Source organism: Alloalcanivorax sp. (genome assembly GCF_964221125.1).
In the GTDB taxonomy this organism is placed as follows: Bacteria; Pseudomonadota; Gammaproteobacteria; order Pseudomonadales; family Alcanivoracaceae; genus Alloalcanivorax; species Alloalcanivorax venustensis.
In genome coordinates, this window is sequence record NZ_CAXPXK010000098.1 from 1 (window position 1) to 20801 (window position 20801).

The window sequence follows — 20801 nt, forward strand, 5'->3', positions numbered from 1 at the left end:
CCGTGGCTGAGCCCGGCGGCGCCGTGGTGCCATTCAATGTCCAACCGCCGGTCCGCCTGGCTGGCGGTGAGGGCCGACTGGACCGCAAGCGGGTCCGCCTGGTCGGCGGTGGTCAGCTCGCCGTTCAGGCGCATGCGGGCCGGCGCCCCATCCACCGGCGCCAGCGCGTCCACCCGCAGGCTCAGTTGCTGGCGCAGCACGGTCAGCGGCAGCGTCAGTGGCGGCAGGCCGTCGTCGACCCCGGACAGTTCCTGGGGAAACAGCGTCAGCGTCAATTCCCGGCCCCGTTCCAGCGGCGCGTCGGGGCGGATTTCCAGGCGGTCGCGGGCGGTGAACACCGCCTTGAAGCCGACCTCCGGCGCCAGACGGGCGACGCCTTCGGCGGGCTGTTCCAGTGCCTCCTCGGCGACCACCGGGTGGGTGAAACGCACCACCAGCGGCGCGCGGGCGCTCACTGCGCCGGTGGGCCAGCTGTCCAGGTGGCTGCGCCAGCGGCTGTCCATGGGGGCGGCGTCTTCGCCGTCGTTGGCCGGGGAAGAGGCTGGCGGGGACGTTTCCCCACTGGAAGATGCCGGGCCGGGTTCCTCGGCGGTGTCGCAGGCCAGCAGGGAGAGGGCCAGAAACAGCACGCCTAAGTGTTGTAATCGCATTCCTTTGACCGCCTTGGGCTTATTGTTACGGGGCACGTTTTGTCACGGGGAGAGTGTTTCCGGAAAAGGTAGCACAGTTGCCAAAGGCCGCCCTCCTCGCACAAGGTAAAATCGTACTGAAATGCAGCGGGACCCGCGCCCCATGACACAGACCGCGCCATGAAGAAAACCGTATTGGCGGTTGCGCTGATCGCCCTGGCGGCCACCGCCGGCCTGGCGCTGTGGCCCGAAGACCCGGTGGCCGCCCGCTGGCAGGACTACCTGGCCCGCCTGGAACGCCTCACCCGGCAACCGGTGCCGCCGGCGGCCGCCCTGGAGCTGCGGCCCTACCCGGGCAACGCGGCGCTGCGCCGCCCGCTGCCGGACCTGCGTACCGGGCTGCTCAACTATCTGGGTTTGCGCCATTGCGACCTGATGTCGCTGGTCAGTGAGCGCAACAGCGCCCTGGGCAAGTTGCGCAGCGCCTCTCTGCGACTGGATTACGAGCTGACCTTTATTCAGCGCGGCGAACGCTGTCTGGCAGAGGCTAAGCTGGAAGACACGGCGCTTATCGCCCTGCTGGAACGCACCCTGGCCGTGAAACGGGACAGCCTCGGCGACCTGTTCTGGAACGCCACCTGGGCCAGTGATGAATTGCGCGGCTTCCTCAACCAGTCGCCGGGCCCGGCCGGCGATCCCGCCCAGGGCCTGGAGGCGCTGGGCGGCCTGGTGAGCGCGGGGCGGGCGCTGCGTGCCTCACCGCCGCCGGACGCCCTACCCGACCTGGAGCGCCACCTGGCCACCCTGGCCGGTGGCGCCGCCGGCGGCGCGGTGCTGCGTGAGATCGCCGCCGCCCGGGTGGCCCTGGAGCAGGCCCTGGGCATGCTCGAATCGCTGGACGAGGACAGCCTCTGCCCGCGGGGCCGGGCCAGCCAAAGGGCCCGCTATCTGCGCAATCTTTTGGATAGTGTCTACGGGCAGGAGGTACAACCGTATCTGGCGGATCTGGACCGTCGCCGGCGCCGGCTGGACGACCGCCTGCGGGCGTTGCGGGCGGTCAGCAGCGGCGCCAACCCGGCGCTGGATCAGTGGCTGGCCCACTATTTCGGCCCCCGGGGCCAGGCAGCGCGCCTGGATCAGGCGCTGCGGGCCCACACCGAGCGCTGGCAGACCGTGCTCGGAGCCTGCGGGCTGATGCCCGGGGGCGGCTGATCAGCGACGGCGAATTATTGGCCAACGAAGCGTTTGTGAACGGCTGTACAGCTAATGTTTTTGAAATCGGTCACAGACATACTCCCATTCGTCGACGAGGTCCCATCCGTCGACTAGCGGAGTACTGCTCCGTGATAGCTCTCCCGAGCCAAACGATTCATCGGCGTCCTCTGGACGCCGTTTTTTTTTGGCTAGCCGGACCGCAGCATAAAGGTCTGGTATTCCAGGCGGCCCATGCTGCGCTGCACCAGCCAGAGCCCGACCACCACCGATACCGCCAGCGCCAACAGGAACCCATAGCCGAAGAACTGTGGGCCTAACTGAAGGCTGACCAGAGTCAGCATCACGTTAAGCACCAGGAACAACGCGGTGAGAAAAACCAGGATGCGGCGCTGATCCAGATAACAGAACACGTTAATCACCGCCAGGAAGACCACCTGCAGGCCTGCCGCCACCAGTTGCACCTTGAGCAACGGCAAGTACAGATTGGAGATGCCCAGGGTAACGAAAATGTCCGGCGCCACCACCATGATCAACAAGGCACCGATGGCCTGGATCTTGACGATCTGAAACACACCCAGGCGAATGGTCGAAACCATTTGATTGCGCATATCCTCAATATACGACAGCGACCCACCCTCTCGGACCGCATCATAGAAATTGCCGTAATACTCCACGAAGTCGGTTTCCATACGCACCAGGAACACCGCCATACCGGGGATCAGTGACAGATAGGATAAGAACACCGGAATGTCGTAAATCAAGGAGGCACGCAGGGGCCCAATTACCGCGCTGCCGGTGCCACTATCCATCCAGAACATGATCTTGTCCGCCCATACCCCGGCGTTAAACAACAGCCCCACCAACATCAGGCTGGGATAGAGCCAGCGAGGCTCGAAAAGATTGAACGCCACCGACCGGCGTGCCGGATAGGCGCGCACGATCAAAACCAACATCCCGCCGAGCAGCGACACCTGACCGATCAGAAAGCCGATCAACAGGCCTTCCAGGTTCATGAAGCGCAGCAGAAAAGACACGCCCACGGTGAGCGTATAACCGAGGGCATACAGCAACACGATGGCCTGATACTGCTTCATGCCGGACAGGAAAATGGTGGCAATCCAGATGTTACTCACCACCACAAAGCTGGCCACCAGGACAACGCGAAACAGCACGCTTTGCTCCGGAAACAGAAACAGCGCCACCGGTAACGCGAACAGCCCGCTCACCACCGTGACCAATAACGTGACGCCGCCAAAATTAGGCAGAATCACGTCCTCCCGCTCCTCAAAGATACGATCAGCGCAGAAGCGTGTGAAAGCCAGTTGCAAGGTACCGGTCAGGATCAGGCTGAAGGCGATGATATAGGTCACCGTAACCTGAAACTGCGTCACCGCTTCCGCGGGTGACACCACCGCCAGGCTGATCAAACCGATGATCAAAATGCCAATGATCGACAGCACCCAGGGGCCGGAACCGATTACGCCCGCGTAGGCATAGGCACGTATCATCCCCAGCAAGGTATCTTGACGTAACAGCTTGCGCAGCTCGAAACCGATGCCCGCCATTAGCGCGCCTCCTGGTCCAGCGTGGGTACGGTGCTGTCGCTATCCACCACGTCGGCCTGCGTTAGAAGCCCCTGGTAAAGCGACCGATAGGCTGAGAACATCATTTCCTGGGTGTAGTATTTTTCCACCCGACGGATACCCGCTTGCTGGGCCTGGTACCAGCGCTGCTCGTCGCGGAGCAGATCGGCGACGGCATGACCCAGTGCCTCAGGGTTAGCGATCCCCACCACGTCGCCGGCGGATCCGAGCGCACGATCTTCCTCTCCAAAGCCTTCAATCAACTGGCGGCAGGACCCCACATCCGTGGACACCGCCGGCACTCCGGCGGCGAAGCCTTCCAAAAGTACCAGAGGCAGCGCCTCGCTGATCGAACTGAGCACGATCACGCCCACTTTCGGCAGCAGCTCGCTGATCTTCTGAAACCCGAGGAAGCGCACGTTATCGTCGAGCTGCAAACTGCTGACCAGAGAGTGGCATTCCGCCGCGTACTCTTCGTCCTCATCCTCCGGACCGGCAATCCAGCCTTGTGCTTCCGGCATGACATTCACCAGAGTCCGCATCGATCTTAAAAAGGTCTTCACGTCCTTGATGGGCACCACACGGCCAATCAAACAGGCCACTGGAGGAATCGCATCACCGCGCTGCGCCCGTACCGCTTGCATAGCCGGCAGGTTAATGCCGTTGGGGATGTTTTGTGTACGCGCCGCAGGGGCGCCATCGGCAATCTGACGAAGACGGTTATTCTCGTAGAGGGCAACGATCTGATCCGACGCCTGGTAGCATTCGCGACCCAACTCTTGAAAAAAATTTATCCACTTTTCGCGGAAATAGGCCATTTCCACGTTATTGCGTTCCACCAGGCCCCGGTTATCGCTAATCCACTCACTCTGAAAAAGATCGATCTTCCGTTCCTTGGTATAAATACCATGCTCCGAAAGCAGTAGCGGGCGGCCGGTCTTGCGGCGCAGCAGAGCGCCAAGAAATCCGGCATAGCCGGTGGAAATAGTGTGGTACATCTTGGCGGGGATCAGATTGTCCGCGATCCGATTCAGAATCCAGATCGGCGCGTGCATAATCCGCACCGTCCAGAAATAGTCCACGAACGAAGGGTCACGGCTGTAGCGTCGATAGCTCTCCGAAATCAGATCCCAGCTTGACCGGCTGTGCAGAAAAGCCTCTTCGGACAAGGCGCCACCGTCACCCAACTCACCAATCAGCTCCGTGAATAGCCGGTTGCGTTCCTCGCTGACGCGACCGCTGCGCACCATGCGATGGAAACGATCGACGTTTTCGAACATCTTCTGATTGCCATGGGAGGCCTTCTTTTCCGTCTTGTTGCCCTGATCATGCAGATAGTGGACCTCCAGATGCACCACGTTGTCCGGTAGGTCGTACTTCATCTCACCATAGTCCTCCGCCCGGCTGCCGACGAAACAGCAGGCGAAGGTGTACTCAGGAAACCCCCGTATAATCTGGTTCACCCAACTGGAAACACCGCCGCTGACGTAGGGGAAGGTCCCCTCCAGAAGCAGACAAATATCGGCGCTGTTGGCGCGCGGCAAGCTCATGCGTCTCTCCAGTATTGGACTGATTCCTTCAGTGATGAAAACTGTGTGTCATCCGATATCGACGTCATCAACTCTCGAACACGGCCCAACTGACCACGAAGCAGGGCCAGTTCAGCAAGCCAGGGGTTAACCCTCGAGGGTGGCAGCCCGAGCTGACGGCAATGCAGAAAACTCTCTTCAGCGTGCTCTAGTTCTTCATCGGTCAGAAGAATACGACCGCGCAGCAGCCACATACCGGCATCATCAGGCCGCTCGGAAAGAGCGCGGTCCACGTAGAACGACGCCCGCTCCAGCGCCAGCTTACGAATATCGCCCTGCACCAGATCCTGAAAATTCAGCTCCCAATAGAGCTCCGCAAGACGCCGATAGAGACGATAGCAGCGCGCCTGCGTGGCGCTATCCAACAACGTGATAGCCCTGCCGATCTGCTGGGTGATCGCTTTTTCTTTCTGGTCAAGAATCCCGTAAGCAAGCAATCGCACATCATCGGAGGCGTCACCAAGGGTTTCACGCAACACCCGCCCGGTGGAGCGCGTGGGCATACCACGTACCGTCAACATACTTTGCAGCCGCACCTCCACGGGCGTGTCGGTGGACTTCAAAAGGCCTTTCAGGTCCTCTTGGCGAAAGCCGGCCATCGCGGGTGCGGGCACCGGCGTGAAGACCGGTGCGTCCACACCCACGAAGGGCTCGTCGCGGAACGCCGCGGGCAGAAGATAGCCAACCAGCACACCTCCCAGTATGCCCACCAAGCCGAATACCGGCACAAAGAAAGCCAGTGAGAACGTTAGCGCCCATGAGCCGACAGCGGGCTTTCGAAACCCCGAAGGCAACAACGCCCACACCGCCGACGCCAATAGCAACGACGCCACCAGATGAGTGCCCAGATAGGTGATGAACAGGCTGAGCTCGTTGGACGCGGACAACAGCGATACCAGCGATGCCAGCTCCAGGGCGAGGGCGTATAGCAACCAGCGGACTTCAACCATTACCGGCCTCTACCAGCATTTCTTCGATCTGTACCTTGACCGGGCGCTTATCGAGTGAATGGTGAACATAGCTGACTCCGGCCTGCGCCAGGCTGGCAAAGGCGTAATCGTCGGCCAGCCACTCTTCCACGCGACGCAGGAAACTCTCGAAACTGGAGGGCCCCGTCATCGGCATCAACAACATCAACTGGTGGCTCTCTTGATCCACCCACCAGTAGCCATCCAGGTTACGGCGCCCCCGATACAGGCCTTCGACGATCTGACGGGACTGGGCGCTATCGTCCGGGGTGAGTAGAACCAGGGTGGTATCGACTTTCTTCGCAGCGGACAAATTACCCAACGCTACCAGCTCGCGGCCAAACACCGCGGGCATACCGGGCCACACGTCGATCAGGTGATCCACCGCCGGGCCGTGCTGCACGACATCGGCGTAGAAGTTAAGCAACAGCCCGAAAAGTTGCAGGGTCTCCTGGTGAATGGAAAGAAACGGCATCCGCTCCACCACCACCATGCCGATCAACTGTCCACCACTATTCATCACCGGAGCCGCGACCCAGTAAATGCCGCCATACCCTTCACCGGCCATCTGTACATGGGCCATCTGCCGGCTTTCAAACGCATGCTTGAGCAAACGGTCGTCAAGATCCAAAGGTGCGTTCTGCCCCAACAACGCCACCGGCTCTGGATTGATGCCGCCGCCGGTTACCGCGTACAGGCCGCCACGTTGCAACTGACAATAATCCGCCAGCAAATTCAGCAGCTCATCGCCCGCGGGCAGCACTTCCGAGTGACTCTCGTCCATCATCACGTCGCGCAGGCTGAGCAAGGCATCGCGTACCGTATAGGGGCGAACCAGCAGGTTCTCTTCCAGTCGATCGTGGGATAACCGCAGCAGAACATGACGCTGGGTAAGATTCTGAAGCCTATCCAGGGTGTAACCGGCGCGGCTTTCCGCGCGATCCAGTCGCACCCGCCACATATCGGCGAATTCACCGGTGATCAAGACAATAATATAACCGCCCAGAAAGGTGAGCTCAGGGAAGGCCAGCCCCGGATAAAGGCTCAACGCTTTGCAGGCAAACCAGGCGAGCAACAAGGTCAGCATGCCCAAGGAGCCCAGCAAGGAGCCGTACCGCAACGCCACCAAAAGCACCACCACGATGCTCCAGCGGATACCGCCCTGAAAAATAAGCGGATCGTCCGGGCGCACTAAAAAACCGACCAGCACCACCAACACCACCAAAAGGGGCGCTTCCAGCCAGGCCATGGCCCCCAGCTTAGGGGGCGCGAGAAACCGCGCCAGGCGATTGTCGCCAAGGTTGCTGAGCATCAGTCGATCACCGGCGCGATCAGATCGTCAATAACCCGCTGCCCGGTCTCGCCCAGTGACTGACGGGCCCAGCCGGCACGCGAACCGGTACCGCTGTAAAGCAGCTCACCGGCGGGGTCACGGATCTCAATCATCACGCCCACCGCGGGCTCGCCGTCGACGCCGGTTTTATAACGCCATTCATGGACCACGCCGGACACCACATAGCGCCCGTTCTGCTCGGCCACCCAGGCTCGCATGGCCTGCCGGCTTTCCTCTGAGCCGGCCTCGAACAACACGCCTTCGCCGTTTTCCTGCTCGAAGGCAACCACCGGACGTGCTCCGTGTTGGGCGAGTACCGCTTCGACGATAGCCTGGGCACGTAAGCCGGCCTGGGGTGTGGTGGTTCGATTGGTCAACGGCAGCACCAGCCAGCGCGCCTGCCGCTCGAACGACACATCCTGGGTACTGCGCATATGCGTCGAGCACCCGGTCAGCGCCAGTACGGCGGTGCAGAGTACGATTAATGACAATTTCATGCGTTTCTCCTGATAAACCCCTGTTAATAGTAGAACCGGTAATCGAACCCGGCGCGATAGCTGTCTTCATCGGCCCCGCCGGTATTCAGCCCGCGCTCCAGATAGAAGCGCCAGGCGTCGCGCCCCAGCAATGGGCCTTCGGCGCCCACACGGGTATTAAAACCAGTGCCGGAAATACTGTTGTCGGTGACGCCCAGTTCACCCCAGGCTTGAATGCGGTGTGGACGCAAATGAACATCCGGCGACCCCAGCAGCAGCGCCAGCTCCGTCTCGCGATAGCTTTGCGGCACCGCCGGCAGCGTCTCCGCGCCGGGCCGCATCACACCAATCTCACCACTCAAAGGCCGCTGGCCGCTGAATGACGCGCGGGTGTGCCGCACGCGCAGGCCCGGCGAAAAGCGCGATAACCAAGGCCGCCAGGTACTCTGCGCACTGACTCGGGTGCCTTGGCCGAGGTCGCGGTCTTCCAGGTCCTGATAGTCATACCGCGCGACCGAGACACCATTCTGCCAGTTGGACACCGGTGACCAGCTCAGCGAGAGCGCCGCGCCGGTACGGTCCCCGGCCAACAACAACTCCGAGCTCTCATCGGCGGGCGCCTGCCATTCATAGGCCCCTTTCCAACGCCAAGCACGGCCGAGCTCTCCGGCAAAGGCCAGGGTTAAATCCGGGCGCTGATAATCGAAGATATCGCGGTGTCCGGCGCTCAGGCTGGTATCCAAGCGCCGGCCTTCGCGCCGCGCCGTGACACTGAATCGCTGTTCACGCTCATTGACCGCCAGAATCGCGTCATCGTTGCTGCTGAAACGGTGTTGTTGCGCCTTGAAGCGCAGCCCCCAGCGGTCGCCCAGGGGCTGAGTCTGGGACACTTCGGCGCTGTTCACATCCAAGGCACCCTGACGACGGTGCTCCAGGTTGACAGCGAGATTCTCTTCGGCGGGCAACAGCAGGCTCTCCTGCTGCGGATGCTGGTCCGCCACTTCCGGTGCATGCCGCTGCTGCTCCGCCAGTTGCGCGGCGGCGAGACGCTTGCGGCCCAGGGTGTTGTCCGCCTCCAGGCGCTCACCCGCCGTTAGCCGGTCGCCGTGCTGGTCTCGCAGTTCACGAATCGCCAGACGGTCGCCTTCCAGAGTCGCCAAAGCCAGCGCTGAGCCGGGAGGCAGACCCTCCGGGCGCCATTGCTGCTGGCGCAGATACCAAAGACGGGCCAATTCCGGCGCGTTCACCCCGAGCGACCACTGAGCCAGCCATTCGGCACGCTGGGCGCGCTCGGCCGGCTTGGTGGCGGCCCATTGGCGCTGCTGGAAGCGCAATTGAGTGTCACCGTTTTCAAACCGTGCCACCAGGGCGCTGCGCATCTCGTTGTAGAGCGGCCGGTTCCGGTCGTCGATGGTGTCCGCCGGCGGCGGGTTCCGCCACAACCGGCGCAGCACCGGCCAGGCCTGGTCCTCCCGACCGGCCGCCAGCAACGCCTGGGAATACGCCCAGAGACGACGCCAGTTATCCGGGTCACCTTTCAGGAGCACCATTTCATAGCGCAAGGCTTGCTCCGGCTGATCAAGCGCCATGAACGCCGCGGCCAAAACCTCAAGATAGCGCCGGTCGTGGGCGATCTGATCGTGCCAACGCACCAGGCTGCCGGTGAGCGTACTGTCATCACCCAGACTGATCAGCAGCCACAACCAGGACATCCGCACTTCGACATCGCCCGGCGCCAGCGCCAGGGCCTGCCGCAATACCGACCGGGCCCGCTCCGGCTGGCCGGTCCACTGCAGATAATCGGCGTAAACCAGCAGGAAGCCCCGGTCCTGATAGAAGGCGCGGCGCTCTTGTTCGGACAAACCCTCGAAGAACAGTGCCATGGCACGCTTGTCGCCGTCTTCGCGCAACGCATAGAGATAGCTGACCGCCAGGCGTGGATCGTCGCTTTGCTGCCACAGGTAGCGCAAAATGGAAGCCACCCGTTCAGGCGCCTGATAGCGCGCCAGGGTTAAGTAGCGGTAGCCGTCACCGACGCTGGCATGCCCCTTGGCGAACAGCCGCTGGTAATCGTCCAGTGCGGCGGGCCAGTCGCCGAGTTCCGTGGCCATCACCGCCAGGCGGCGGGTCAGGTTGGGGTCGTAAGAGAGCCCGTCCGCGTCCCGTCGCAACGCCTGGTAAGCACGTTCTCGTTCGCCACGCAGCCACAGCAGATCCGCCGCATGCCAGGCCATTCGCGGGCGCGGGCCGTAACGGTCCATGAACGCACGGTAATAACGGATCGCTTGAACGTCCCGGCCGCTCTGCTCGGCGAGGCGCTGCAGCACTTCAAACACCGTGGGGCTGGGGTGCCGCTCGCTCCAATCATCCAGGAAGGCTATGCCCTCTTCAGGCCGCCCCAGGCGTTCGTACTCAGCGGCCACCAGGGCGACCAGTGTTTCGTTGCCAGGGTCGTTGCGCAGCAGCCGGCGGCGCGCGCGCAACGCCAACTCGTTATTGAACGTCGCCGGAGCCAGTTCCAGCACCCGCTGCCACGCCAAATCACTGTTATCGGATTCCGCCAGCTTCAGCCAGGCAGCCAGGGAAAGCTCCACATCGCCCTGCCATCCGGCGACCTGCGCCAGCCGCTGCAACCACACTGGATCGGCGGGACGCCAATAGAGTGCGTTCTCCACCACTTCCCGGGCACGGGGCAGATTGCCGTTACCTACGAAGACCTGATAACCGTCATCGTAGTAGCGATGCTCGTACGGTACTGGCGCCTGAGCCACGGCACTGATGGAAACGCCCACCGCCAGCGGCGCCAACCACAACCACTTGCGTTTCACCGGCTCACCTCGTCTTTCCGGAGGCGCAACAACAGCACCGCATAGTGTTGTGCCCGCACACCATCTCCAGCGGCACGCGCCAGGCTCATAAGGCGATAAAGTACCTCCGAGTCGTTCAAAAACGCACCTTCCCAACGAGCGGCCACACCCAAAGCCTGGCCGGATAATCCGCCCGCCTGAAGGGTACTTACCGCTTTCAAAAAGTCAGCGCGCCCGGCTCCGTCTTGCTGCGCTCGCATCGCCAGGATGTATTCCTCGGAGGCTCGAGCGTACCGGCCCCGGGCCAACATCGCGTCGCCGGCCTTGCGATGCCATTGCCATGCCGGCGGTGCCTGAACCGCGAGCAAATGATAGGCACTCACCGCCAGGTCCAGATTGCCCATAATCAGAGCCATCTCGGCGTACTGCTGCAACTGTGCCGTCTCCAGCCGTTCCGGCCGCACCTTCGCTAACGCCACTCTGGCGCGGGCACTCAACGCGCTACCACCGCGCTCAGCCGGTGCCATAGCCATCAACGCCACGAACGGCAGACGCGCTCGCAGCCATTGCAGCTCATCCAGCAGCGATGGCTGTACCGTGTTCGCGGCGACATAATCCAATTGCTTGTCGGCTTCCGCAAAGCGCCCCAACTCGATCAGGTCGCGGGCCAGAACCAGGCGCAGCGCATGGTCATCGGGTTTGGCTTTCAGCCAGGCCGTGGAATAGGACAAAGTGACCGCGTCCAGGTCCGCATTCCGCAGGGTGTCGGAGAGATCGCGGGGGAACACCAGCCAGCACACCACCGCCACCAGAACGACAAGCGCGGCCAGTTCGGTCAGCCCGATGACCCGGCGGCGTTCACTGTCGACACTGTAGCCGTAGCTCGTTGAGCTCACGCTGGTCGCTCCTGTATTGGTAAAGACGTCCATCGCGCCGCGCCGGTTCGATCACCTGCTCGCCCTGGCGCAACACACAGTCCGCAGGTTGCATCAGGGTAAACGACAGCGGCAAATAGCCGCGCAGGGAAAAGCGCAGGGTGCTTCCGTTTCGCTCAAACGCCGTGAGCCGGGCATTGGCCGACCAAAGCCCGGTGTCTTTACCAGCATCGCCGCTACGCCAATGGGCCGTTTCGCCGCTCATGTGCACATAAGGCCCGGGGCCGCCTTCTTGGTAGCCCGCAATACCCGCGCTGCGCGCCAGATCAGGCAGCGCCACACCGGCAGGCACACGCAAGGTGCGCAGCTCACCCCCGCCCCGTATCAGCCAGCCATCGCCGTCGCGGGCCACTACCATGCGGTTGAAATCCAATACCTTGCGGACGTATTCCGAAGCGAACACGGCGTGCACCGGCTGAGACAGCACCCAATCAAAAACCCGGCGCAGCGAGGTCAGGGAGGCGTTCTTGCTGGCGATATAGGTGTGGTAGTACACGTTGATCGGCTTAAAGCGAATCGGCTCACCGGTAAGCTGGAACGTTTCGATCACTCTTTGGAAACCATAAAAGGGGCCGCGCCATTCGCCGGTATATACGTTCTCGTTCTGGTTGGGTGCGTAAACCTGGTATTCGTCGCCCTTGGGCAGACCGATGCCCTTGATCAACGTCCAGCTCGGCGCGCTCTCGGTGATCAGGGTATCGCTGCCGTTCATATTCAGCAGGCCGTTTTTTCGCGCGACTTCCAGCGCCTCTTCCGTGGGCATGGTATCGCCGCTCCACAGCACCATCTCCACGTCCTTGCCGGGCGGCAAAAGCCGCTTTTTCATGTAGTCGGCGGACCCGGCCAGTTCGCGCTGCAGAGTCAACTCATAACCGGGAATGTTAAGGCGCAACGGGCCTTCACTGCCCAGTATCGCGCCCGGCTTCTGGCTGGCCTCATACCAATAAAACGGATGCGAATAGGTGTGCGTGGCCGCCTCCACGTGCGGCAACTCGAACATGCGCTGGGCGATATCCTCCAGCTCTTCGGCACGTTCCGGATAGAGCCCGGTTTTCGCCACCTCACCTTCGACCACCGAAAGGGTGGTGGGTACCCGGTACCGCTTGAGAATCTCTTGCAGCAGCACTTCGCCGGCGGCCTGGCCGCGATAGCCTTCCACTTCCGCGAGATTGGGAAAACCGTCGCCGTCCATATGCGCAAAGAACAACCGCCGCCCATTTTCAGTCGTCACATCCGGCACCGGCATCTCCGGCAGCTTGAGCGCGGCGCGCAGGAACGTCAGCGGCTGGACCATCCAGCGGCCCGTGGTTTCTTCACTGCTAATGGTCGGCAACGCGGAGCGTACTACGAAAGGGTCCAGGGCATAGCCGCCCCAAGGGGTAACCGCCACGGATGTGTACTGCTGGTCGCCGACGGCAAGCTGCAACCAGGATTCGCCAGCGTCCAGGGTAAGCGGGGCAGCGATTTCCAATAATGCCGGCAACGGCGCTTCGAACGCCATCGCCGGATGCTGTTTGACCACCCGGGGGAGAGTCCGGGGCACCGGCTGTGCTTGCAAACCAAACGGCTTACTGACCGGGTCCTCGGGGTCGAAGGGCATCTGCCCGAGAATCGCCACCGGGACCCCATCAGCCACTTGGCCCGCCAGCCATTTGCGAAACCGTCTGTTGACCCGATCCGGTTCATTGATCCAGGTAACAATGCCCGCATAACGGCCGGTCAGCGTGCCTCCGGGCATCGGGTCACCGACATCACGAATGTCCGGCACCAGCCCTAGGAACTGCATCGGCATTAAGGCAAAGCGCACCAGCTCACTCTGTTCCCAGCGGCTGCCTTTCGGTTCGCCGTGAATCGCCAGAACCCGGCGTGGCATGACCTCGATTTGCCCCACCCCGAGCATGTCCAAAGCCGGGTTGCTAACCCAGGGAATGACGCCCCGGGCCTGAATACGCTCGGCCAAAGCGCGCGCGCCGGCACGATCACCGGGCGGCGCGTAATCAATGGCTATGGTCGGCAGGTCGTAGCGTTCACGAACCTCCTGGAAGCGGTCGAGCAGCCACTGGCGGTCGTCTTCCGGCACCGCCTGGTAGCGCTTCTCCGCGGGCACCCAGCGCTGATACAGCGACTCCGCCGCGACCGCATCCACATGTTCATGGACAGCAGGCAGCAGCTCGAAACCACGGTTCAAAATAAACCGGGCACCCGGGAAGGCCCCGGCAATAGCATTGATCAGCGTCTGCAAACCTTCACGCTGTGCTTCCAGATCGCCGGAAGTGCCCTCTACCAGACGATAGCTGTCGAGGGTGTCGAAAAAAAACTTCCGATAGCCTTGCGCCCACAACGGAGCGATCACGTGCTCCAGCAAATAGCCGCGCAGGTCCTCGTTGGTCAGATCCAGAACCCGGCTTTGCCAGTCACGATTTTCGCCCACAATCCACGCCGGCTTGATCCCGGAGGCGTAATCCCTCGAGGGCAGCACTTCGCCCAGGCTCACATAAGCATAGAATTCCCCCACCAAATGCGCGGGCGGCGCGTCACTCTGTGCCGCCTCCACGACCGGCAGGTCGAATGCAGCCAGCTCATTCCAGGGGATATCCGGGCCATAGTAAAAGGCGGCGGAGCGGAGTCCGGCGGACACCGTCAAAGGCAGAAGCAAGCAAGCGATAAACAGAGAAAAACGCGCCAAGGTGGCTTCCCAAACGTTACTATAGTTATAACGTGTAAGTTGCCAGTCGCTGCGTGAACAAACAAGCAATGTTCTTCACTCAGGGACCAAAACCGGCGCCTATGGATGCACTATTTTACAAAGCAAAGACCTTCACAGAAAACTCACGCACTTCACCCTCGTTAGAGTAATAGCCGGCTGTTCTTGCCGAACTGGCTGCGCAGGAAGGCCATCTGGTCGCCGCGAATGCGGTGGCTGTTAATCAGCGCCAGGTATTCCGCCATGTTCGGCACATAGGGCAGCGCCAGCAGTTCCATGTTGATTTCTTCCGGCAGGCGGTCGCCCTTATGCTGATTGCAGCGCCGGCAGGCGGCGACCACGTTGAGCCAGTTGTCCTTGCCGCCCCGCGAGGTGGGCCGGATATGGTCGCGGGTGAGCAGGGCTTCCGGATAGGGCTTGCCGCAATACAGACAAAGATGCTGGTCACGACGGAACAGCGCACGGTTGGTGAGCGGCGGACGGGTGCGGCGGCGCGGGCTGGCGATGCCGTCGCAGGCGATAATGGAATGCAGGGACAGCCGCGACCGGTCGCCGGTCAGGCGGCACATGCCCCCGCGCAGGTTGTAAATCACGTCGCCCAGGGTCCAGGTCACCAGACCCCGGGCGTAGAGCACCGCGGCGGCTTGCCAGTCCAGCCACTCCACCGGCGTGCCCGCCTTGTCCAACCGCAAAATACGCTCACTCATAGGCACCTTCGCCTGTTCCGACGTTTTTCTTCCGCGTTCCGCGGAGTCATGAAAGTCTTTAAGCGTGACGATTCTGCGACAGGGGGCGGGCGGCGGTGAGAAAAGGCACCGGCGCCAGGCCTCGAAAGCACGCGCCGGCGGGTGGCGCGGGTACTGTCCTGATCTCTGATTAATCGATCCCGGCCGGCTAATCAGAAAGCAGGTAAAGAAAACGACTGCCTGAATAATAAACAGCCTTAATCGGGGTCCGCAACCGTGATTACCGTTCAGACGGCCGGGAATGCCGCGGCTGCGCGGAAAAAGACGGCAGTTCATAGCAGGCTTCGGCGACCACACCGGTGTTGTCGGTGTCGGTCATGATCGCCACCGCGTCCACGCTGTCCACCTCCAGATCGTGGAAGCGCTTGAAATCAGCGGCCACGTCACGGCTGAACCCGCGCCACTGCCCGGCTTCGCCGTCCGGCCCCTGGACCACCACCATTTCCGCTTGCCCGGCATAGGGGTTGGGCCAGTGGCTGCCCGGCGGGTGCGAGCGCGACCAGACGTAATTGATCGCCCGGGTGCGCCAGGGCACCCAGCCCTCCTTGATCACATAGACCCGCGCCAGAAAATCATCGCCCTGCTTGCTCTGCTCGTCCGCCGCCGGCCAGGCCGGCGTTTCAGCGGCCCGCCAGCGCCAGTTCAACCAGGGGGTGCGGGCCAGATCCACCGCCTGCTCACGCACCAGACCCGAAGCGCTGGCCCGCGCCAGGGCCCGCCAGCAACCGGCGTCGGTCAGCTGGTAGCGGGTCTCGCCCTCGAAGGCCACGTGCCGCCAGTCCGGCGGCGGCTCCGCATTGGCCGTGGCGCGGATACACAGGGTCAATAACAGGAGCGCGCTACAGGCTGTATACTGGTTGAAATAGGCACTGAACATAGGCGAGCGGCATGCAGTTTGATTATGTGATCGTGGGCGCCGGCTCCGCCGGTTGCGTCCTGGCCAACCGGCTGTCCGAGAACCCCAACACCCGTGTTTGTCTGCTGGAAGCGGGCCCCGCGGACAACAGCCTGTTCATTCGCATCCCCGCCGGGATCATCTGGCTGATGCGCTCCAACGCCCGCAACTGGCGTTATTACACGGTACCGCAGAAAGCGCTCAATAACCGTGAAATTTATATTCCCCGCGGCAAGACCCTGGGCGGCTCCTCGGCGGTGAACGCCATGTGCTACACGCGCGGCCACCCCTGGGATTACGACCACTGGGAATCGCTCGGCAACCCCGGCTGGGGCTATAAGGACGTGCTGCCGCTGTTCAAACGTTGCGAACACTACGAGCCCGGCGGTGAAGGCCCGTTCCACGGCGTTAACGGCAACCTCAATATCGCCGAGCTGAAGTTCCGCCACCCGGTCAGCGAGGCGTTCGTGACCGCCGGGGTCCAGGCCGGCCACCCGGCCACCGATGATTTCAACAACGACACCCAGGAAGGGATGTCGATGTACAAGGTCAACCAGAAGGACGGCGAACGCTGGGGCGTGGCCCGCGGCTATCTGCACCCGGCCATGGAACGGGACAACCTGACGGTGATGACCGGGGCCCTGGTGCACCGGGTGCGCTTCGACGGCAAACGCGCCACCGGCGTGGAGGTGGAGCATAAGGGCGGCATGCACACCATCGAGGCCGGCGAGGTGATCCTGTCCGGCGGCGCGATCAATTCGCCGCAGTTGCTGCAGCTGTCCGGGGTCGGCGATCCGCAGGAGCTGAAGCGCCACGGTATCGATCCGGTGCACGAGCTGCCCGGCGTCGGCGGCAATCTGCAGGACCACCCGGACGTGCTGGTGATCCACCGCAACCGGCGCCGCGACACCTTCACCATGGGCTCCTGGGAGCTGCCGTTCACCGGTGCCAAGGCGGTGTGGGATTTCTTCACCAAACGCAGCGGCCAGTTGACCTCCAACGTGGCGGAAGCCGGCGGCTTCATTAAATCCCGGCCGGAGGAAGAGCGCCCGGACCTGCAACTGCATCTGACCGCCGCCAAACTCGACAACCATGGTCTGAACTGGATGTTCAGCATGGGCCACGGTTATTCCGGCCACGTCTGCATTCTGCGCCCGAAGAGCCGCGGCACCATCCGTCTGCGCGATGCGGACCCGCGCAGCCCGGCGCTGATCGACCCGCGCTTCCTGGAGCACCCGGATGACATGGAAGGCATGGTGCGCGGCGTCAAGGCGATGCGCGCGATCATGTCCCAGGACGCACTGGCGCCCTGGCGGGGCGAGGAAATCGCCCCCGGCGCCGATGTGCAGAGCGACGAGCAGATCCGCGACTTCCTGCGCCGGAAATGCGACAACATTTACCACCCGGTGGGCACCTGCAAGATGGGCGTCGACGACCAGGCGGTGGTGGACCCGGACCTGAAAGTGCACGGCCTGGAAGGCCTGCGGGTGGTGGACGCCTCGATCATGCCGACGCTGATCGGCGGCAATACCAATGCGCCCACGGTGATGATCGCGGAAAAAGCCGCCGACAAGATTCTCGGCGTCTGATTTCATCGCACTGTAACGCCCTCCTCCCAGACTGCGTTCCCTGCAATGGGGAAATCCGTCCGGGGAGGGGGCATCATGAGTGGCGAATCGTCACCACGGGCACAGCTCGTGGAACTGCTGTGGCAACTGAAACAGAACTACGATCAAAGCGGCGACGGCTCGCTGCGCTTTATTCACTTCAACACTCTCCTCAACGACTCGCAGTACCGCGCCGAGGTGATCGAGAAGGCGCTGTCCAGCGAGCACCCGCGCATCCGCGAACTGGGCCGCAAGCTGAAAGCCGCCAACCGACAGGGCGGCCTGCTGCATAAAACCAGCGCCCCTGCCACGGCCAGTAGCGACACCGCCCCCACCCCGCTCCGGCCCGCGCCCCGGAACGACGCCACTCCACAACGCTCATCGAACTTATGGTGGCTGGGCCTGGGCACGCTGGTGCTGGTGGGGGTGATCGCCGCCGGGGTGCTGTTGCAGCCTTCCATCGGCGGCCTGCTCTCCGGCCGCCAGGTGGTGGCCGGCCCGCTCACCGGCGAACACCGCTGGTCCGCCGACCGCACCTGGGTGCTGGACGGCATCGTCTATGTGGAGGACGGCGCACGCCTGACCATCGAGCCGGGCACCCGCATTGAAGGGCGGCCGGGGTCGGCCCTGGTGGTGACGCGGGACGCCAGCCTGCACGCCGCCGGCAACGCCGACATGCCGATCGTGTTCACCAGCGGCCAGCCGCAAGGCACCCGCGCCCCCGGCGACTGGGGCGGCGTGGTGCTGCTCGGCTCGGCGCCGGTGAATCAGGCCGACGCGCACATCGAAGGGGTGCCGGCCAATGATACCCGTGGCTCGTTCGGCGGCGACGACGCCGACGGCAGTTGCGGCGTTCTTGAGTACGCGCGCATTGAGTTCGCCGGCTTCGAGGTGTACGCCAACAACGAACTCAACGGCCTGACCATGGGCGGCTGCGGCAGCGGCACCATCATCCGCCACGTGCAGGTGCACCGCTCCCTGGACGACGGCGTGGAAATGTTCGGCGGCACCGCGGACCTGCGCCATGTTCTGATCACCGGCGCCGGCGACGACTCCCTGGACTGGGACTGGGGCTGGCGCGGCCGGGTGCAATTCCTGATTGCCCAGCAGCACCCGAACAGCGGCGACAACGCCTTCGAGGCGGACAACAACGGCGGCCAGCACGACGCCGAGCCGATGTCGGAACCGGTGATGTACAACGTCACCCTGGTGAGCCCGCGCAGCCACACCCGCCACCACCGCGCCATGACGTTACGCGAAGGCACCGGCGGGCACTTCCATAACGTCTTGATGCACGGTTTTTCCGGGGAAGCGGTGGACATCAAGGACGCGGTGACGGTGGCCAATCTGGACAACGGACGTCTGACGTTCCAGGCCCTGGCGATCAACGACATCGGCGGGCGCGGCATCAGCTATTTCGAGGCAGAAAGCGGCGAGGCGGACGATGACGGCGGCCTGGATGAGGCCGGCTACTTCCGCGACACCGTGGGCGCCCGCTTCGCCGTGGACCCGCAGTTCAGCCGCGACGTGAGCAGCACCGTGAACCCGGACTTCGCGCCCGGCGGCACTTCGGGCCTGCGGGACGGCGCCGTGGCGCCGCCCCAGGGGGAGTTCTGGGACGAGTCCGCGCTCTATATCGGCGCCATCCGCCCCGGCGCCGCCCGCGACTGGACGGATGGCTGGACCGACTTTCCGCTGAACTAGCCCCGGCCGCTCTTTGTGGGAGCGGGCCCTGCCCGCGAAAGGGAGCAAAGCTCCCGGCAGGATGCCAGAGAGGTCTGAAAGCGGGCACTAACCAAGTCTCTGGTATCCCGCCGGGTGGCTAGCGCCACCCTTTCGCGGGCGGGGCCCGCTCCCACAAGGCGCGTTTCAACGAGCCTTAGCGGACCACCGCGAAGAAGACGCCGCCGTCGCGGTTGATACGCAACAGCAAAGCGGCGTCTTTATCGGGGACGGCGGCGCGCAACTGCTCCAGGTTGTTCACGTCCTGGCGGTTGACGTTAACGATCACGTCGCCGCGCCGCAGACCGGCGCGCCAGGCGGCGGAACTGCGCGCCACGTTTTCCACCAGTACACCGCGCTGGACGTGGTCGAGCTCGCCTTCGCGCAGGTCACGCAGGTTGGCGCCTTGCAGGTGCGACGAGACCCCGTCCCCGGCGTCGGCGCCCAGGCCGGATTCGCTGATCTCCGCGGTGACCGTCTTGCGGCGGCCGTCACGCTGAATGGTCAGCTCGATCTTCTCGCCCACCGGCGACAAGCCGACTTTATTGCGCAGGTCCGAGACCCGGTCCACCGGCTGGCCGTCCACTTCCAGCACCACGTCGCCGGCCTTGAGCCCCGCTTCATCGGCGGCGCTTTCCGGCAGCACATTGGTGATCACCACGCCCTTGCGGCGCTCCACCTTGAAGGCGCTGGCCAGTTCCTCGGTGAGATCCTGAATGGTCACGCCGAGCACCCCGCGGCGTACTTCGCCGTGCTCGATCAACTGGTCCATCACGTTCACCGCCATATTGGTGGGGATGGCGAAGCCGATGCCCACATTGCCGCCGGCGGGGGCGAGAATGGCGGTGTTGATACCGACCAGCTCGCCGTTGAGATTGACCAGCGCGCCGCCGGAGTTGCCCGGGTTAATGGAGGCGTCGGTCTGAATAAAATTCTCGTAGCCCTCGATACCCAGGCCGGTGCGGCCCAGCGCCGACACGATACCGGAGGTCACCGTCTGACCGAGACCGAAAGGGTTGCCGATGGCGACCACGAAATCACCCACCTTGAGACCGGCGGAATCGGCGATACGGATTTGCGTCAGGTCCTCGGCGCTTTCCAGTTTCAGCACCGCCAGGTCGACTTCCTCGTCCAGGCCCACCAGTTCCGCCGACAGCTCACGGCCGTCGATCAGGGTCACTTCGATTTTGTCGGCGTTGCGCGCCACATGGGCGTTGGTGAGCACGTAGCCCTGGTCGGCGTCGACGATCACGCCGGAGCCGGCGGACACCGCGCGGCGGCTGGGCGCCTGATCCGGCATGTCGAAAAAGCGGCGGAAGAACGGGTCCTGCATCAGCGGGTTCTGGGCCGCCCGCACCCGGGTTTCAATGGCGATATTGACCACCGCCGGGGCGGTCTTTTCCACCATCGGCGCCAGTGACGGCAGCTCCTCGCCGCTGGCGATACGCGTGGGCAGCGCGGCGCCGGCGGGCGCCGACAACAGACTCATCAGAACCACGGCACTAATCAGATCGAGAGGTCTTTTCAGAACGGTGCGCAAGGTCAAACCCTCCTGTGAATCAACAGTGCGTAACCGAAGCTTCGACCGATGG

Annotated in this window: 14 protein-coding genes and 1 pseudogene; 3 read left to right on the top strand and 12 right to left on the bottom strand. The window is 63.2% G+C overall.

The features are described from left to right. A pseudogene (locus ACEQZD_RS11595) lies at positions 1 to 650 on the bottom strand (hypothetical protein); the annotation flags it as partial. A 159-nt stretch (positions 651 to 809) separates the two neighbouring features. Here ACEQZD_RS11595 and ACEQZD_RS11600 point away from each other — a divergent pair. Next, positions 810 to 1841, top strand: a complete 1032-nt coding sequence (locus ACEQZD_RS11600; RefSeq protein ID WP_142948614.1) for a DUF3080 family protein — start codon at positions 810 to 812, stop codon at positions 1839 to 1841. 191 nt (positions 1842 to 2032) lie between these two features. On the opposite strand, the gene pelG is transcribed toward ACEQZD_RS11600, so the two are convergent. The 10 genes from pelG to ACEQZD_RS11650 all read right to left on the bottom strand — a co-directional run bounded on the left by pelG (position 2033) and on the right by ACEQZD_RS11650 (position 15811). Continuing rightward, entirely contained in the window at positions 2033 to 3409 is a 1377-nt protein-coding gene (gene pelG / locus ACEQZD_RS11605; RefSeq protein ID WP_370185607.1) for an exopolysaccharide Pel transporter PelG, read from the bottom strand. Next, on the bottom strand, positions 3409 to 4977 hold the full coding sequence (pelF, locus tag ACEQZD_RS11610) for a GT4 family glycosyltransferase PelF (protein WP_370185610.1): 1569 nt from the start codon (positions 4975 to 4977) through the stop codon (positions 3409 to 3411). The genes pelG and pelF overlap by 1 nt, the downstream gene beginning before the upstream one ends. Beyond that, on the bottom strand, positions 4974 to 5966 hold the full coding sequence (locus ACEQZD_RS11615; protein WP_370185613.1) for a hypothetical protein: 993 nt from the start codon (positions 5964 to 5966) through the stop codon (positions 4974 to 4976). Before ACEQZD_RS11615 ends, pelF begins: the two co-directional genes overlap by 4 nt. After that, a complete protein-coding gene (locus ACEQZD_RS11620; RefSeq protein WP_370185616.1) occupies positions 5959 to 7296 on the bottom strand; it encodes a PelD GGDEF domain-containing protein in 1338 nt (445 codons plus the stop codon). The genes ACEQZD_RS11615 and ACEQZD_RS11620 overlap by 8 nt, the downstream gene beginning before the upstream one ends. After that, on the bottom strand, positions 7296 to 7814 hold the full coding sequence (locus ACEQZD_RS11625; protein ID WP_348320800.1) for a hypothetical protein: 519 nt from the start codon (positions 7812 to 7814) through the stop codon (positions 7296 to 7298). Before ACEQZD_RS11625 ends, ACEQZD_RS11620 begins: the two co-directional genes overlap by 1 nt. Before the next feature lie 23 nt (positions 7815 to 7837). Then, complete coding sequence (locus ACEQZD_RS11630) at positions 7838 to 10621, bottom strand: tetratricopeptide repeat protein (protein WP_370185619.1); 2784 nt, start codon at positions 10619 to 10621, stop codon at positions 7838 to 7840. After that, positions 10618 to 11496 (bottom strand): hypothetical protein, encoded by an 879-nt coding sequence (locus tag ACEQZD_RS11635; protein WP_370185622.1) that lies wholly within the window; start codon positions 11494 to 11496, stop codon positions 10618 to 10620. Before ACEQZD_RS11635 ends, ACEQZD_RS11630 begins: the two co-directional genes overlap by 4 nt. Next, positions 11459 to 14221, bottom strand: a complete 2763-nt coding sequence (locus ACEQZD_RS11640; RefSeq protein ID WP_370185624.1) for a bifunctional glycoside hydrolase 114/ polysaccharide deacetylase family protein — start codon at positions 14219 to 14221, stop codon at positions 11459 to 11461. The genes ACEQZD_RS11635 and ACEQZD_RS11640 overlap by 38 nt, the downstream gene beginning before the upstream one ends. A gap of 161 nt (positions 14222 to 14382) precedes the next feature. Further along, the gene (locus ACEQZD_RS11645; protein WP_067611814.1) at positions 14383 to 14946 is read right to left on the bottom strand and encodes an HNH endonuclease; all 564 of its coding nucleotides are present in this window, start codon (positions 14944 to 14946) and stop codon (positions 14383 to 14385) included. 259 nt (positions 14947 to 15205) lie between these two features. Continuing rightward, on the bottom strand, positions 15206 to 15811 hold the full coding sequence (locus ACEQZD_RS11650) for a DUF3047 domain-containing protein (protein ID WP_370185627.1): 606 nt from the start codon (positions 15809 to 15811) through the stop codon (positions 15206 to 15208). 62 nt (positions 15812 to 15873) lie between these two features. On the opposite strand from ACEQZD_RS11650, the gene ACEQZD_RS11655 reads away from it, so the two are divergent. Then, positions 15874 to 17469 carry a GMC family oxidoreductase gene (locus ACEQZD_RS11655; protein WP_370185630.1) on the top strand — a complete coding sequence of 532 codons (1596 nt, stop codon included), beginning with the start codon at positions 15874 to 15876 and terminating at the stop codon, positions 17467 to 17469. A 75-nt stretch (positions 17470 to 17544) separates the two neighbouring features. Beyond that, positions 17545 to 19191, top strand: coding sequence for a hypothetical protein (locus ACEQZD_RS11660; RefSeq protein WP_370185633.1), 1647 nt, complete (start codon positions 17545 to 17547; stop codon positions 19189 to 19191). A 175-nt stretch (positions 19192 to 19366) separates the two neighbouring features. Here ACEQZD_RS11660 and ACEQZD_RS11665 read toward each other — a convergent pair whose 3' ends face one another. Further along, positions 19367 to 20698: a DegQ family serine endoprotease gene (locus ACEQZD_RS11665; RefSeq protein ID WP_370185803.1), complete on the bottom strand. Its 1332-nt coding sequence runs from the start codon at positions 20696 to 20698 to the stop codon at positions 19367 to 19369. Between the last annotated feature and the right edge of the window lie 103 nt (positions 20699 to 20801).

Coding starts and splice junctions, on each gene's coding strand:
- ACEQZD_RS11600 (WP_142948614.1), top strand. CDS start 810: ATGAAGAAAACCGTATTGGCGGTTGCGCTGATCGCCCTGGCGGCCACC.
- pelG (WP_370185607.1), bottom strand. CDS start 3,409: ATGGCGGGCATCGGTTTCGAGCTGCGCAAGCTGTTACGTCAAGATACC.
- pelF (WP_370185610.1), bottom strand. CDS start 4,977: ATGAGCTTGCCGCGCGCCAACAGCGCCGATATTTGTCTGCTTCTGGAG.
- ACEQZD_RS11615 (WP_370185613.1), bottom strand. CDS start 5,966: ATGGTTGAAGTCCGCTGGTTGCTATACGCCCTCGCCCTGGAGCTGGCA.
- ACEQZD_RS11620 (WP_370185616.1), bottom strand. CDS start 7,296: ATGCTCAGCAACCTTGGCGACAATCGCCTGGCGCGGTTTCTCGCGCCC.
- ACEQZD_RS11625 (WP_348320800.1), bottom strand. CDS start 7,814: ATGAAATTGTCATTAATCGTACTCTGCACCGCCGTACTGGCGCTGACC.
- ACEQZD_RS11645 (WP_067611814.1), bottom strand. CDS start 14,946: ATGAGTGAGCGTATTTTGCGGTTGGACAAGGCGGGCACGCCGGTGGAG.
- ACEQZD_RS11655 (WP_370185630.1), top strand. CDS start 15,874: ATGCAGTTTGATTATGTGATCGTGGGCGCCGGCTCCGCCGGTTGCGTC.
- ACEQZD_RS11660 (WP_370185633.1), top strand. CDS start 17,545: ATGAGTGGCGAATCGTCACCACGGGCACAGCTCGTGGAACTGCTGTGG.
- ACEQZD_RS11665 (WP_370185803.1), bottom strand. CDS start 20,698: ATGAGTCTGTTGTCGGCGCCCGCCGGCGCCGCGCTGCCCACGCGTATC.